Source organism: Clostridium sp. 'White wine YQ', assembly GCF_028728205.1.
Lineage (GTDB): Bacteria > Bacillota > Clostridia > Clostridiales > Clostridiaceae > Clostridium_T.
On record NZ_JAQYUU010000001.1, the window covers coordinates 1905441 to 1919138 of the forward strand.

The 13698-nt window shown below is 30.5% G+C and carries 17 protein-coding genes; all 17 read right to left on the bottom strand.

Annotated features, from left to right (window positions below; translation table 11 throughout):
- Positions 1-147 precede the first annotated feature (147 nt).
- Positions 148-777 carry a helix-turn-helix transcriptional regulator gene (locus tag PTZ02_RS09575; protein ID WP_274227565.1) on the bottom strand — a complete coding sequence of 210 codons (630 nt, stop codon included), beginning with the start codon at positions 775-777 and terminating at the stop codon, positions 148-150.
- A gap of 216 nt (positions 778-993) precedes the next feature.
- Positions 994-1587 (bottom strand): DUF4342 domain-containing protein, encoded by a 594-nt coding sequence (locus tag PTZ02_RS09580; protein ID WP_274227566.1) that lies wholly within the window; start codon positions 1585-1587, stop codon positions 994-996.
- Positions 1588-1589: 2 nt separating this feature from the next.
- A complete protein-coding gene (gene recO, locus PTZ02_RS09585; RefSeq protein ID WP_274228085.1) occupies positions 1590-2339 on the bottom strand; it encodes a DNA repair protein RecO in 750 nt (249 codons plus the stop codon).
- Positions 2340-2350: 11 nt separating this feature from the next.
- Entirely contained in the window at positions 2351-3241 is an 891-nt protein-coding gene (era, locus tag PTZ02_RS09590) for a GTPase Era (RefSeq protein ID WP_274227567.1), read from the bottom strand.
- Between the two features lie 14 nt (positions 3242-3255).
- Positions 3256-3657: a cytidine deaminase gene (locus PTZ02_RS09595; protein WP_274227568.1), complete on the bottom strand. Its 402-nt coding sequence runs from the start codon at positions 3655-3657 to the stop codon at positions 3256-3258.
- An 11-nt stretch (positions 3658-3668) separates the two neighbouring features.
- On the bottom strand, positions 3669-4367 hold the full coding sequence (locus PTZ02_RS09600) for a diacylglycerol kinase (protein ID WP_238883283.1): 699 nt from the start codon (positions 4365-4367) through the stop codon (positions 3669-3671).
- A 59-nt stretch (positions 4368-4426) separates the two neighbouring features.
- On the bottom strand, positions 4427-4930 hold the full coding sequence (gene ybeY / locus PTZ02_RS09605; RefSeq protein ID WP_274227569.1) for an rRNA maturation RNase YbeY: 504 nt from the start codon (positions 4928-4930) through the stop codon (positions 4427-4429).
- Positions 4931-4933: 3 nt separating this feature from the next.
- Positions 4934-6991 (bottom strand): HD family phosphohydrolase, encoded by a 2058-nt coding sequence (locus tag PTZ02_RS09610; protein ID WP_274227570.1) that lies wholly within the window; start codon positions 6989-6991, stop codon positions 4934-4936.
- 26 nt (positions 6992-7017) lie between these two features.
- Positions 7018-8160, bottom strand: coding sequence for a sporulation protein YqfD (gene yqfD / locus PTZ02_RS09615; RefSeq protein ID WP_274227571.1), 1143 nt, complete (start codon positions 8158-8160; stop codon positions 7018-7020).
- Positions 8161-8445, bottom strand: a complete 285-nt coding sequence (yqfC, locus tag PTZ02_RS09620) for a sporulation protein YqfC (protein WP_274227572.1) — start codon at positions 8443-8445, stop codon at positions 8161-8163.
- Positions 8446-8620: 175 nt separating this feature from the next.
- On the bottom strand, positions 8621-9070 hold the full coding sequence (locus PTZ02_RS09625; RefSeq protein WP_274227573.1) for a GatB/YqeY domain-containing protein: 450 nt from the start codon (positions 9068-9070) through the stop codon (positions 8621-8623).
- A gap of 43 nt (positions 9071-9113) precedes the next feature.
- Complete coding sequence (rpsU, locus tag PTZ02_RS09630) at positions 9114-9290, bottom strand: 30S ribosomal protein S21 (protein ID WP_021801013.1); 177 nt, start codon at positions 9288-9290, stop codon at positions 9114-9116.
- Positions 9291-9408: 118 nt separating this feature from the next.
- On the bottom strand, positions 9409-9753 hold the full coding sequence (locus tag PTZ02_RS09635) for a histidine triad nucleotide-binding protein (RefSeq protein WP_274227574.1): 345 nt from the start codon (positions 9751-9753) through the stop codon (positions 9409-9411).
- 38 nt (positions 9754-9791) lie between these two features.
- Positions 9792-11105 (bottom strand): tRNA (N(6)-L-threonylcarbamoyladenosine(37)-C(2))-methylthiotransferase MtaB, encoded by a 1314-nt coding sequence (mtaB, locus tag PTZ02_RS09640; protein WP_274227575.1) that lies wholly within the window; start codon positions 11103-11105, stop codon positions 9792-9794.
- Complete coding sequence (locus PTZ02_RS09645) at positions 11105-11851, bottom strand: 16S rRNA (uracil(1498)-N(3))-methyltransferase (RefSeq protein WP_274227576.1); 747 nt, start codon at positions 11849-11851, stop codon at positions 11105-11107. Before PTZ02_RS09645 ends, mtaB begins: the two co-directional genes overlap by 1 nt.
- A 12-nt stretch (positions 11852-11863) precedes the next feature.
- Positions 11864-12805: a 50S ribosomal protein L11 methyltransferase gene (gene prmA / locus PTZ02_RS09650; protein ID WP_274227577.1), complete on the bottom strand. Its 942-nt coding sequence runs from the start codon at positions 12803-12805 to the stop codon at positions 11864-11866.
- A gap of 347 nt (positions 12806-13152) precedes the next feature.
- Entirely contained in the window at positions 13153-13647 is a 495-nt protein-coding gene (gene tpx, locus PTZ02_RS09655) for a thiol peroxidase (RefSeq protein WP_274227578.1), read from the bottom strand.
- Positions 13648-13698: the final 51 nt, after the last annotated feature.

The window sequence follows — 13698 nt, forward strand, 5'->3', positions numbered from 1 at the left end:
TTAACTTAAAGGATTCAACTAAAAAATTCAATTAAGTTTATATATGCGATACTTATTAGTTGAGCTTCCCCTTATTTATTTTGTTATTGATACAAATACCCATATTATCTACCATAGTGCTTTTATTCTATAATTAGCTATTTGCAGTTAGCTATCTCCTAATCTTACAAATAACTTTGTTATGTTTGTTTTAGATACTTTTCCAACTATTCTTATTATGTCTCTACCATCCCTAGTTTCTTTTTCAATAATAGGTATACTATCAATTTCATGCCCAATTATCTTCTGTGCAATACTAAAGGCAGTATCCTCTGTACTTGCATATATTATGTTAGGCATTCTAGTCATAATTACCCCAACAGGTACTTTGTGAATATCAGTACCTCCTATTGCAATTTTAAGAAAATCTTTTCTTGAAACCGCACCTGTCAAATTTCCATCGTTTTCAACAAAAAGAGTTCCAACATCCTTTAAGAAAAGATATACAATAGCATCATAAACCATAGTTTCTTCTGAAACTATAGCTGGCTTAGACATGATATCCTTAGCTTTAATGTTGGAAATGTAATCATATACTAGACTTCTTGAAGGATTTGATGAATAAACATATCCTACTTTTGGTCTTGCATCCAATATTCCCATCATGGTTAAAACTGATAGGTCTGGTCTTAATGCCGCTCTTGTAAGTCCTAATTTTTCTGCTATTGCCTCTGATGTAATAGGCTGTCCCTCTTTTACTAGTCTAATTATTTCTTCTTGCCTACTTGAAAATTTCACAGTAATCCCTCTCTTTTTAGCTTTGGGAATATTCAGACTATTCAAACTTGTGTTGCTATTCACATGATTATTATATCATGTATTAATAGTTTTACTATACTAAATTTTCTGAAAAATCAACCAAATTTACTGAATATTCCCTCACCAGTTTATTTTACGTCCAATTAATGCTAAATTGCTTTCATTTTCTCCGTTTTAGATAATGGTGTATTTTTTTTATTCTTCATCATCAAATTTAACTGTATAAGTGTAGAATTTTTCATCTGAAGAATCCCCACTTTTAGCTTTATAAGTAGTTCCTTTAACACCACTTTTCATATCATTCACTTTATTTTTTATAATGTCATAGGCATCTGATGCTTTATATTTTATATCCTCATATGCCCCTTTTATATATTTGTTTACAACTTCAACTTCGCCATTTTCCTTTGTGATTTCAACTGTTATTTTTGTAACAATAGCTGCAATAACTCCAATAGCCATTAGTTGAGGAAGTATTATACCTATAACTCCTGCTGCAATACCAGCATTTACTGGAACATCAACAATTACTTTTTCATCTTTCTTTATCTTAATTCTAGTTACATTTCCTTTATTAATTAAATCCTTTAAGTAGGCTTTAAACTCTTCGATACTTTCTCCAGTATTATTTTCTTCTTGCTGTGCTTTTTGCTTCTTTAGATTTTCAATGTATATTATTGCGTCTAAAACATCACCTTCAGAATTTTCTAAAGCTTCTTTAGCCTCTCCATAACTTACTCCAGTTCTTTCAATAACCTTATCAACTTTTTCTAATGTTACTTCACTCATACTTATCTCTCCTTAATATAATCTAACATCTCTAAACTTTTCGGTTTCTTGGAATAATTTGATGAAAAAATTAATGATGTGACTTTTGAAATTTCTTCTTTTATTTCTGAGGTGACATTTACTCTGTACATCTTATCCATTTCTAATGAATTCAAGAATCTCAGAGCACTATATGCCCCCTTTGAAATATAAACTCCATGTTCCTTTTCACACTTTTCACAAACGCCTCCAAAACTTGATATACTAATATAGCTTCCAGTATTCATCTTGCTATTACATAATACACAATTATCTAATTTTAATGCATAGCCTGTTGCTTTTAATATCTTAAGTTCAAATGCTCTAACCAGTAGTTCATAATCAATTGCATCTGTATTTAATAAATATAAGCAAGTAACAAAGTCTTTAAACAATCCCCTGTTGCTTTCTTCATCTACTAAACATATATCTATCAATTCACATAGGTATGAGGAGTATGTAAGTTTTTCAAGATTTCCTAGTAGTCCTTGAAATGAATTGTTAATCTTTCCTTCAGATAAAGTATATAGATTCTTACCTCTAAATAGCATGTAGTCAGCAAAACATAGTGGAAGTGTAACAGATAGGTATTTACTTCTACTTTTTTTTGCACCTTTTGCAATAGCAGTAATCTTGCCTATCTTTTCAGTAAATATCCACACCAATTTATCATTTTCTTTAAAATCTTGAGTTTTAATTACAACTCCTTTAGTTTCAAATAATGACAGGATAATCTCCTCCTACTTTATTTAAGCTTCTTGTATCCTAATTCTTTAAGTAATAGTGGATTATCTCTCCATTCTTTTCTAACCTTAACCCAAATTTTCAAATTAACTCTTGCCTTCAAGAATCTTTCCACTTCATACCTAGCAGTTTCACCAATCTTCTTTAAACTCTGCCCATTTTTTCCAATAATTATACCTTTATGTGAATCTTTCTCGCATATTAGATCTACTTCAATAGTATATTTACCATTTTCATTTTGCTTCATTTGAATTATGTCAACAGCTATTCCATGTGGAATCTCTTCACGAAGTGTTTTTAAAGCTTTTTCTCTTACGATTTCAGCTACTACAAACCTTTCCTGCACATCTGTAATCATATCTTCTGGATAGTATTGAGGGCCTTCTGGCAGATACTTAATCATTAGTTCTATAAGTGTTTCTGTATTTTTACCTTTTAGCGCAGATATAGGTATGATTTCTGCAAATTCATACTCTTTAGAATAATTTACCAATGTTTCAGCTACTTTATCTGGTGTGCTTTCATCTACTTTATTCACAACTAGAAAAACAGGAGCTTTTTGACCTTTTAAAGCTTCAATTATAAATTTATCTCCTCTTCCAACTTCTACTTCAGGAGTTATTAAAAATAAGACTAAATCCACATCTTTTATAGAATCTTTTGCGGAGTTAACCATATACTCGCCTAGTTTATGTTTAGGTTTATGTATACCTGGAGTATCAACAAATACCATTTGATAGTCTTCTCCAGTTAAAATAGTTTGAATGTTATTTCTAGTTGTCTGAGGTTTATGGGAAACTATTGATAATTTTTCACCCATGATATGATTGGTTAGTGTAGACTTTCCAACATTAGGTCTACCTACAATAGTTATAAATCCTGATTTGAACATTAATTTTTTTCCTCCTATACTTCAAGATCTTTTTTTGTAAAGGATCCTGGCAATATTTCATCTAAAGTTTTCACTATATATTCCTTATGATTTTTTACAATTATAATTTTAATCTCTGGATTTTCTGCAAATTCTGCAATTACTTGCCTGCATATACCGCAGGGTGCAGTAAAATTGTTTGTATCTCCTATTACCGCTATAGCTTTAAGTACTCTATTTCCTTTTGCTACAGCATTAAAAATAGCTGTTCTTTCAGCACAATTTGTTGCACCAAACGATGCATTTTCTATATTACAACCTGAATAGATTTTTCCATCTTCAAATAATGCTGCTGCTCCTACTTTAAAATTTGAATATGGAACATAAGCCTTTTCTCTTGCTTTTATTGCCTCATCAATTAAAATTTCTATATCCATTTAAATTCCTCCTAGCTAAATAGTTTAAAAATGACCAATGTAAGTACAGAACCAAAAATGGCTCCAACGACCACTTCAGATACAGAATGTACCTCAGAATCAACTCTACTTTGTGCTGTAATAAATGCCATAAGATAGCTTAAACTGACAACAATAGGTTCTTCTGTAATTAATGATATTGCTGTAGCAATCGAAAAAGCTATAGCACTATGTCCTGAGGGCATTCCACCCTTTAACGGAGTTCCTTCACCAAATATGGCCTTCACAATTATGGTAACTATACATACGATTACTAGCGCTATAAATATAGTGTATGGTTCTGAGTTTTTTATCTTATTAATTACTACATATGTAGCTTTGCTTAGTTTATCCCAAAAGATTATATATCCAACAATTATAGCATTAATGGCAGTAACTAATACTCCTCCAGCTGCTGCATTTTTTGCAATCTTTGCAAGGGGATGATAATAATTAGTAGTTGAATCTATTGCTGCCTCTATTGCAGTATTTATTAATTCTGCACTTATTACCATCGTTATTGTAATTGCAAGTATTAGAAATTCAAATCTTGAAATATCATAAAAGAAACAAGCGATAAGTACAGCTAGCGTTGCAGCCATATGTATCTGCATATTTCTTTGCGTTCTCACTGCATGAATTATTCCATTAATAGCATGATTGAAACTATCTACAAGTTTTTTAAATTTCATATAATCCCACCCTTATAGTGCTTTAAACATGAATGTTAACTAAGCCCCTCTTTTAAATCTTAATCTCTTTTAATGTTTAATTTATTTAATATATCTTCTTCTCTTTTTCTCATTATACCTTTTTCATTATCCTCCATGTGGTCATAACCTAATAAGTGAAGAATAGAGTGTATAATTAAATATGATGTTTCTCTTTTAAAGGAATGATTATATTCTTGGCTTTGCTCAAGTGATTTTTCTAGTGATAAAACAATATCCCCTAAAACTAATTCTTCTCCATCGTAATAAGTTTCATCAAATGAAAAATTATTATACTGTTCTTTAAACACTTTACCATCTTCATAATCTAACATAGGAAAACTCAAAACATCTGTTTCCTTGTCAATTCCCCTAGTTTCATTATTAATTTCTCTAATTTCTTTATTATCTACAAATACTATTGAGATTTGCACTTTTTCATCTACTTCTTCTTCTTTCAATGCAAATTGAACTATTTCATCCACTAATTTTTCAAATTCTTCATTTATTTCTACCTTATCTTGTCTATTATCAAAATATATCATCTGCTATTTTACTCCTTTTTCATCTTTAGGGTATTCTATTCTTTTATGATAAATACCAGTTAATACCTTTAAGAAACTCTTCTGAATTTTATCTAAATCCTTAAGTGTAAGCTCACACTCATCTAATTCTCCAGTAAAGAGTTTATCCTTAATTATATTATTTACCATCTCTTCAATTTTACCCTTAGTGGGATCACTTATACTTCTTACTGCTGCCTCTACTGAATCTGCTAGCATTATAATTCCAGCCTCTTTACTTTCAGGCTTTGGACCAGGGTATCTAAAATCTTTTTCATTAATCTCTTCAGGATTTTCAGCAGTGGTTTTCATCTTGTGATAGAAATACTTAACTAATGTTGTTCCATGATGGGTTGCTATCATTTCTGTAATTGCTTTTGGTAAATTATACTCTTTAGCGAGTTCCAAACCTTCTTTAACATGTGATGTAATAATTAATGTACTTAGATTTGGAGTTATTTTATCATGTGGATTATCATTTCCAATCTGATTTTCTTTAAAAAAGTATGGCCTTTTAGTTTTACCAATATCGTGATAAAAAGACCCTATTCTAGCTAAAACCGAATTTCCCCCAACTTCTTCTGCTGCTAGCTCAGCTAAATTTGAAACTAATATTGAATGATGGTATGTTCCTGGCGCTTCCATCAATAGTTTCTTTAATAGAGGATTATTTGGGTTTGATAATTCTAATAGTTTTACTATGGTAACAATATCAAAGGTGGTTTCAAATATTGGTAAAAATCCTATTGATAATATTCCTGATACTATTGTCCCAATTGCAGCCATTCCTGTGGCTTTAAGAACTTCAATTATATCATTAGAAAGTAGCATACCTGCAGAAAAACATACTAATGATATGGTAACTGCTATATATACAGTAGATAATAATATATCATTTCTCTGTTGCATTTTCCTGAGTGAGGTAGCTCCAAGTATAGTTGAAACAAATGCTAAAATCATTACTTCAGGTTTAAAGCCAACCACTCCACTTATTAATACACAATTAAACAAACTTAGTACTAGGCTTAACTTATAATTTAGCAATAATTCTAATAAAATAGGTCCAAAGGCTAGAGGAATTAAATATGGTGAAATTAGTGATAGGGTTCTAGCCAATATAAGTGATATTATGTTAATTATATTTATAAGAATAAGATTGTTTGTATTATCAAATATTTTTTTATAGTACTTACTTACATAAAAGTATTGAAGCACTAAAATTGTTGCGACAAATATTCCTAGAGTAAGATATAGTATTATACTATTTTCACTTCCTGAATTTTTTAGAAGCCCTAGTTCATTTAGAAGTGCAACTTGGTCATCTGTAACTGGTTCCCCTTCTTTGACTATTATTTGATTCTTTTTTATAACTATTTTAGGAACATTTTTTTTAGCTTCTGCAATAGTCTCATCAGTTTTTTCTTTGTCATATATAAAATTAGGTTTTATTTGAGATTCTAATAAAGCTATTAGAATCTCCTTTTGCTTTCTATTAAATTCACTGTTGGCTATTTCTACTTCAACTGTATTCTTAGCAGTTTGTATATCTTCAATTTTGTCTTCTTCAATATTTTTTTGATATACTTTCCCAATAACGTCATTTGCCTTATTTTGAAGTGCTACAACATTGTCTTTAGTTAGTGTCAGTAAATATTTATAATCTTCATCATCTAATTGAACAATTTTCAGTCCTTTTAATGCTTCTATTTTATCAGCTTCGTTAGCAGTTGAATCTACTAATGCAGTTATTTTCTGAAAAAAATTCTTTGTTTTGTTTAATGCATCCTTTGATATATCTGACTTTAAAGTATATTGCTTATCTATCTTATCTACAACTTCCTGTTCTTTTGCTTTAGTAGCATTTTCATCTATAGTATCCCTTGGAGCCTTGATATCTGCTTTTGCTATATCTCCTGCCTTCAAACTATACTTTTTACTAATAAAAGAACTCATTACTATAACATAAATTATGATAAAACTTAAGAAAAATGTTAGTATTCTCTTAATATCTATCATTCCTTTGTTTTCCCTTTCTTTCCCCATGGATATCAATCACCTACTTAATATATTTACGTTTGACTATTAGTAACTGCTATGTCTTGTTTCACTACAAAAATTGCTTTAATTATAACTTTTCCTTCTTCCTCATTTTCTACATTAACTATTTCTTGCGTAATCTTAGCATCTTTATCTATTTCTTTTAATACAGATTCTCTTGCCTTATCGATAGTTTCTTTTTTAACCTTTTCGATATCTAAAGAGATTTCCTTTTCATTTATTTCATAATATGTTTCACCCTTAATTAAATTCCCTGTAAATTCTATTTTATCATAGTCAACATAGTTTTTTATAGGCTTTTTTATATAAATTTTCTTTCCTAAGCATTCAAAATACAATGCGTTTTGTTTATTACCTGATCTTTCTTTTATTTTACCACTAACTTGTACTTCAACATCCTTTTCATAAAAAGTATTCGCCATTACTTGTCCTTCTGCTTTAACTGTATATTCAAATCCTTCTTTCCCTTGAGTAGGCGCAATTAATAAATCACCTTTTTTAACTACATCTCCAGACTTCACCATTGGTTTTCCAGATATAGTATAAATTCTTTCAATTACTCCATCTTCTTTTGCAATAACTCCACCATTTTGATTTTCATTTCTTAAAATAGGAGGATTTGTTTTTTCTTCTATGTCTATTTTTAAACTGGAGCCCTCTATTCTTGCCCTCACCCACATGATTTCTCCATTAGAATCTTCTATTTGTTTTTCAAGTGAATATACGTTTAATGATGACTTTTTAATCCCAGGTTTTATTCCCAACTCGTTTAATTGCCTTCTAACCTCAAAAGGTGAAAGAACCTTTTTAGTATTGATTTCTATGCTCCAAACATATGTTGATAAGTAAAACATAACTCCTATAAACAACAGTGCTCCTATTACCAAAGATAATTGCCTTTTCGCTCTTATAATATAGAAAGCTAATCCTTTCTTACCCACAACTTTATACTTTGCTCCAGCTCTTTTAGCTATCTTATCTATGTTTTTCAAATCAACCAAATCAATATCTACTAAAAAAGTAGTTAAATCTATCTTCTTTATATTAGATGCATATATCCCTTGACTCCATAGTAAGTTGATAAATTTTTCAGGTATAAATGCCCTTACCTCTATAGTTATTGTTCCTTTCTTTACTCTCTCAATAAAATTCATCTATATTATCCCCTCATAAACTATTGATTTAAATATCCCTTGTATTACTAAAGTCTCTCCTCCAATAAATGAAATTTCAAAAGATTCTCCTGTTATTAAAACAGTTCCTATTTTTGAGTTTACTTTCACAGATTCTCTATCAAAAGATATTATTCCCTTATGATTTTCTATACACACCTCACTATTGCCCACTATGGTTATTTTAGGCAAGTTAAACATAACATCCTTAGGTAATTCTAGTTCTTCTATAACTTTTTCTTTTGCCCTTACCCATTTTGATTCCATAATTACACTCCTAAAAAATACTCTCAAACTAATTTATGAAAAAAACATTTATTAAATTACATATTTCTTAAAATTCAAGAGAATAAAAAAATCGTCAACCTTAAAATATTATAAATTCTTAAAGAGCAAAAAAAAAAGGAGTTCATGCAATGAACTCCTTTTTATTGAAGTAATTTTACTTACTTAGATATTCTTTTACAATTGAGCTAACAAGCTTTCCATCTGCACGACCTACAGTTTGAGGTCTAACTTTTGCCATAACTTTGCCCATTTCTTTCATGCTACTGGCACCCACTTCAATCGCTGCTTGTTTAACAATTTCAAGTATCTCATTTTCTTCTAACTGCTGAGGAAGGTAACTTAACAAAATCTCAATTTCTGCCTTATTGCCATCTACTAGATCTTGTCTATTTCCCTTTTCGAACTCAAGCATAGCTTCTCTTCTTTGCTTGATTTCTCTTGCTAATATTTCAATAACCTGCTCATCTTCAAGCTTAGCATTATCAGTTTTTTCTACTAATAGAATCGCTGATTTTGCTGTACTTAAAGTGCCGGCTTTAAATTTATTTCCAGCTTTCAAAGCCTGTTTCCAGTCTTCTTGAAGTCTTTCTTTTATTGTTGGCAATGTAATACCTTCTTTCAAAGAAATTCTTTTAAAATCTTAGCTACTACTTGAATTTTCTTTTTCTTGCAGCTTCTGATTTTTTCTTTCTCTTAACACTTGGTTTTTCGTAATGCTCTCTCTTCCTAACTTCTGAAAGAACACCCGCTCTAGCACATTTTCTTTTAAATCTTCTTAATGCACTCTCTAAAGTTTCATTTTCTCCAACTCTGATTTCTGACATTGACTATCCCTCCCTCCGCTAGCTAATATTTTCTTATGCACAGCTGTGGGCTTAAACAACACACGCTATATTATACAATATTTTTTTGCATATTGTCAAGATTTTCATGGAATTATTGTTAGCCTGGTGGCCACTTTAAGGCCCTTCCCCCTAGCACGTGAAAATGCATATGGTTTACGGTTTGACCGCCATCTTCTCCGCAATTATTTACAATTCTATAACCACTATCCGCTATACCTAACTCACTAACTATTTTATTAATAACTATAAAAACATGTGAAACTATTGAGGCATTATTTTCATCTAGCAAGTTCGCACTTTCAATATGGGTTTTAGGTATAACTAAAAAATGTACTGGTGCTTCAGGACTTATATCATGAAAAGCCAAAACTTTGTCATCTTCGTAGATTTTCTTTGAAGGTATTTCTCCTTTTATTATCTTGCAAAAAATACAATCTTCCACTTTTTCACCTCCTCATATTAGTTATAAATATAATATTTCTAATCTATAGATATAATTTCTCCATAAGCTAGTTCATTTCCTGCAGAGTTTATTTTTACCTTAGCAATTTTACCTATAATATCTTTGCATGAAGATTTTCCAACTACTTTTATATAATTTTCTGTATATCCTTCATAAGTTCCTTCTTCTGCTTTATATTGTTGTTCAAATAATACATTTACTTCCTTATCAATGTATCTGCTTATAAACTCTTTCTCATTTTCTTCGTTTAGCTTCATTAGGAGTTTACTTCTCTCATCCTTTGTAGTTCCGTCAATTTGTTCTTCCATTTCTGCAGCTCTAGTACCTTTTCTTGGTGAATACTTAAATATATGCATCTTGGACAATTTTATTTTCTTTAAGAACTCATATGTTTCTTCAAATTCTTCTTTTGTTTCTCCTGGGAAGCCTACAATGACATCAGTTGTAATAGCAACGTCCTTAAAATTATCTCTCAAGAAATTAACGATATTTTCGTATTCTTCCTTTGTATATCTTCTATTCATTCTCTTTAATGTCTCATTAGCTCCACTTTGTAATGATAAATGGAAGTGTGGACATAACTTCTTAAAGTTTACTATCTTCTTTACTACTTCTTCTGTAAAGAAAGTAGGATCAATAGAACCTATTCTTACTCTTTCTATTCCATCAATAGATTCAATTTCCTCAATAATATCTACTAAAGTAACCTTTTTATCTAAGTCTACGCCATAGGATGCTATATGTATTCCTGAAAGAATTATTTCTTTAAAACCATTTTCTGCTAAAGACTTAATTTCTGATATTACCTTGTCTGGATCTTTTGAACAAACAGCTCCTCTAGCATATGGAATTAAGCAATATGCACAAAATCTATTACATCCATCTTGAATCTTTAAAAATGCTCTCGTTTTATCTTGATATTCTTCAATTTTCAAATCTTCAAATTCATTATTTTTTAGAACTTGCCCAACTTGTATCTGCTTCTCTTTCGTTTCCTTAGCTTTATTTACCCAATAAACAATTTCGCCTTTATTCCTTGTTCCAAGAACAACATCCACGCCATCGATATTTCCAACTTCATCTGTCGCAATTTGAGAATAACATCCTACAACTGCGATAATTGACTCTGGACTTTGTCTTCTTCCACGAGAAATCATTTGTCTTGATTTTTTATCTCCCATATTAGTTACCGAGCAAGTATTTATTACATAAACATCCGCCGCTTCACTATAGTCAACTATTTCATAACCTTCTCTTATGAACTTTTCCATCATAGCTTCTGATTCATATACATTAACTCTGCATCCAAGGGTAGCAAATGCAACTTTCATTAAATAATACCTCCTAAATCTCCTAACTCATATTGTAATAAAGACGCTGCAGTAAAGCCTGCTGTTTCTGTTCTTAATATTCTAGGTCCTAATGTTACAATATAAGCTCCATTTTCTTTTAATTTAATTATCTCACTCTCTTCAAAACCACCCTCAGGTCCAATTATTATAGCCACAGTCTTAATTTTTTTATCTATATTTTTTACTAAAGTTTTTATCCCAAAATTTTCTGCATTTTCATAAGGAACCACGACTAAATCCATATTTTTTATAACTTCATTTAGTTCAAGAAAAGATAGAGGTTCATTAATTTTAGGTATTAATGTTCTTTTACACTGCTTACAAGCCTCTAATGCAATTCTTTCAAGTCTATCTAATTTCTTAAATTCACCCTTAAGCTTAACATCAACTCTTTCAGTAACTACCGGGGTTATTTCTTTGATTCCAAGTTCCGTTCCCTTTTGAACAATTAAATCCATTTTTGATGCTTTAGGCATACCTTGAAATAAATACACTTCTAGTGGGCTTTCATTGTTAACTTCTAATTTTTCTTTTAACAACACCCTAACTTCTGACTTTGAGATTTCATCTATAATCCCTAGGTATTCATCCCCTTGTAAATTATTCACAATAATCTCTTGTCCTTCTTGTAATCTAAGAACTTTATATATGTGTTTTACATCTTCTCCTTGGATTATAGCCTCTTTTTCATCAAACAATTCATTTGGAGTAAAAAACTTATGCATTACCTTCTCTCCTTATTTCAACCTTGCTACTATGCAATTCCATTCCCCATCTTTATTTACTTCTAAAACTTCAAATCCGTTTTCTTCTAAATTATTAATAACCATTTCTCTTCTATCATGAATAATTCCAGAAGTTATAAAAATACCATCTTTATCTAAGGCTTTCTTTACATCTGGGGTTAAAATGCATATTATTTCAGCAATAATATTTGCTACTACTAAATCAGCTTTTCCATTAACAACATCCAATAAATTTCCATGTAGTATTTCAATATTATTTACATCATTAAATTTAAGGTTTTCCTTAGCTGAATCTACCGCTACAGGATCTAAATCAACACCAACCACATGTTTAGCCCCTAACTTTCCAGCTATTATTGCAAGTATCCCTGAACCAGTTCCAACATCAAATACTACTGAATCTTCCTTTACATATCTTTCTAATGCTTGAGCACACATTCTAGTAGTTTCATGAGTTCCAGTTCCAAATGCCATTCCTGGATCTAATTCCACAAGTAGATCATCTTCACTTGCTTCATACTCTTCCCATATAGGCTTAATTACAATTTTTTCTCCAATCTTAGTTGGCTTATAGTATTGCTTCCAGTTATTTGCCCAGTCTTCTTCCTTCATTTCAGTAGAGATCACTTGAGCCTCACCTAAATCTATACCCATATCTTTTAATTCTTGTATCTTTTCTTCTATATATTTTAAAACTTCTGGAATATTGTCTTCCTCTGCAAAGTATCCCTTAACACAAGCTGCTTTACCTTTATATTCTAATATATTTATATCTGCAAAATCCCAAGTTAAAGGTCCTTGTTCTCTATCTAAAATGTCATTTGGATCTTCTATTGCTACTCCCTTACAATCTAAAGCATAAAAAATACCTGATACAGGCTCAAGTGCTTCACTTGTTGTAATAACCTTAACTTCAATCCATGTTCCTTGCATTTAACTTCAATCCTTTCTTTATTACAGGGCATACTTAATGTATTTTAATACTTGCCCTATTATAGGGTTTTTTATAGGAAACTTAATTTATTCTTGTTTGAAAATATCAGGTTCTGGACATTTTCAGGCATGAATAAATTATTAGTTGATCTTAAAACCCTGTTACCATTGACTAATATTATATTTTACACATAAAGGGCGTTTCTGTCTATGGGGAGGATTAACAATTTTCTCCTAAGATTTCACTCAGTTATTCAAATCTCTATTAAATAAAAATGGGTTTTCCAAAAGATGAATTTAATCTTCTAGAAAACCCTATGGGAATATGGTTGGAGCGTTAATTAATTTTATTTTGCTTCTTTTGCTGCATTAAGTACTGCATCAAAATCTGGTTGACTTGTTATTTCTTCTAAGTAGTCTGCATAAACAACCTTATTATTAGAATCTACTACAAAAGCAGTTCTAGCTAATAATCCTAACTCTTTAACATATGTTCCTGTAGCCTCTCCAAAAGCTCTATCTTTGTAATCAGATGCAGTAATTACATTTTTAATTCCTTCTGCACCACACCATCTTGATTGAGCGAAAGGTAAGTCATGAGAGATTGTATATACTGTAACCCCTTGAACATTTGCTATCTTTTCATTAAAGGTTCTAATTTCTAAATCACATACTGGTGTATCTATAGATGGAACTGTTAAAAACACTCTAACTCCACTTGTATCCTTTAATGTTAATGGAGTTAAGTCATTTTTAGTTACCACGAAATCTCTAAATTCATCTCCTACGTTAATTTTTTGTCCTTGTAAAGTAACAGGATTTCCTTGAAATTTTACTGTCATATTTCTATCTCCTCTCAAATTTATCTGAAATTAATATTTACTATGTTATAA

Coding starts and splice junctions, on each gene's coding strand:
- PTZ02_RS09580 (WP_274227566.1), bottom strand. CDS start 1,587: ATGAGTGAAGTAACATTAGAAAAAGTTGATAAGGTTATTGAAAGAACT.
- era (WP_274227567.1), bottom strand. CDS start 3,241: ATGTTCAAATCAGGATTTATAACTATTGTAGGTAGACCTAATGTTGGA.
- PTZ02_RS09595 (WP_274227568.1), bottom strand. CDS start 3,657: ATGGATATAGAAATTTTAATTGATGAGGCAATAAAAGCAAGAGAAAAG.
- PTZ02_RS09600 (WP_238883283.1), bottom strand. CDS start 4,367: ATGAAATTTAAAAAACTTGTAGATAGTTTCAATCATGCTATTAATGGA.
- ybeY (WP_274227569.1), bottom strand. CDS start 4,930: ATGATATATTTTGATAATAGACAAGATAAGGTAGAAATAAATGAAGAA.
- PTZ02_RS09610 (WP_274227570.1), bottom strand. CDS start 6,991: ATGGGGAAAGAAAGGGAAAACAAAGGAATGATAGATATTAAGAGAATA.
- yqfD (WP_274227571.1), bottom strand. CDS start 8,160: ATGAATTTTATTGAGAGAGTAAAGAAAGGAACAATAACTATAGAGGTA.
- yqfC (WP_274227572.1), bottom strand. CDS start 8,445: ATGGAATCAAAATGGGTAAGGGCAAAAGAAAAAGTTATAGAAGAACTA.
- rpsU (WP_021801013.1), bottom strand. CDS start 9,290: ATGTCAGAAATCAGAGTTGGAGAAAATGAAACTTTAGAGAGTGCATTA.
- mtaB (WP_274227575.1), bottom strand. CDS start 11,105: ATGAAAGTTGCATTTGCTACCCTTGGATGCAGAGTTAATGTATATGAA.
- PTZ02_RS09645 (WP_274227576.1), bottom strand. CDS start 11,851: ATGCATAAGTTTTTTACTCCAAATGAATTGTTTGATGAAAAAGAGGCT.
- prmA (WP_274227577.1), bottom strand. CDS start 12,805: ATGCAAGGAACATGGATTGAAGTTAAGGTTATTACAACAAGTGAAGCA.
- tpx (WP_274227578.1), bottom strand. CDS start 13,647: ATGACAGTAAAATTTCAAGGAAATCCTGTTACTTTACAAGGACAAAAA.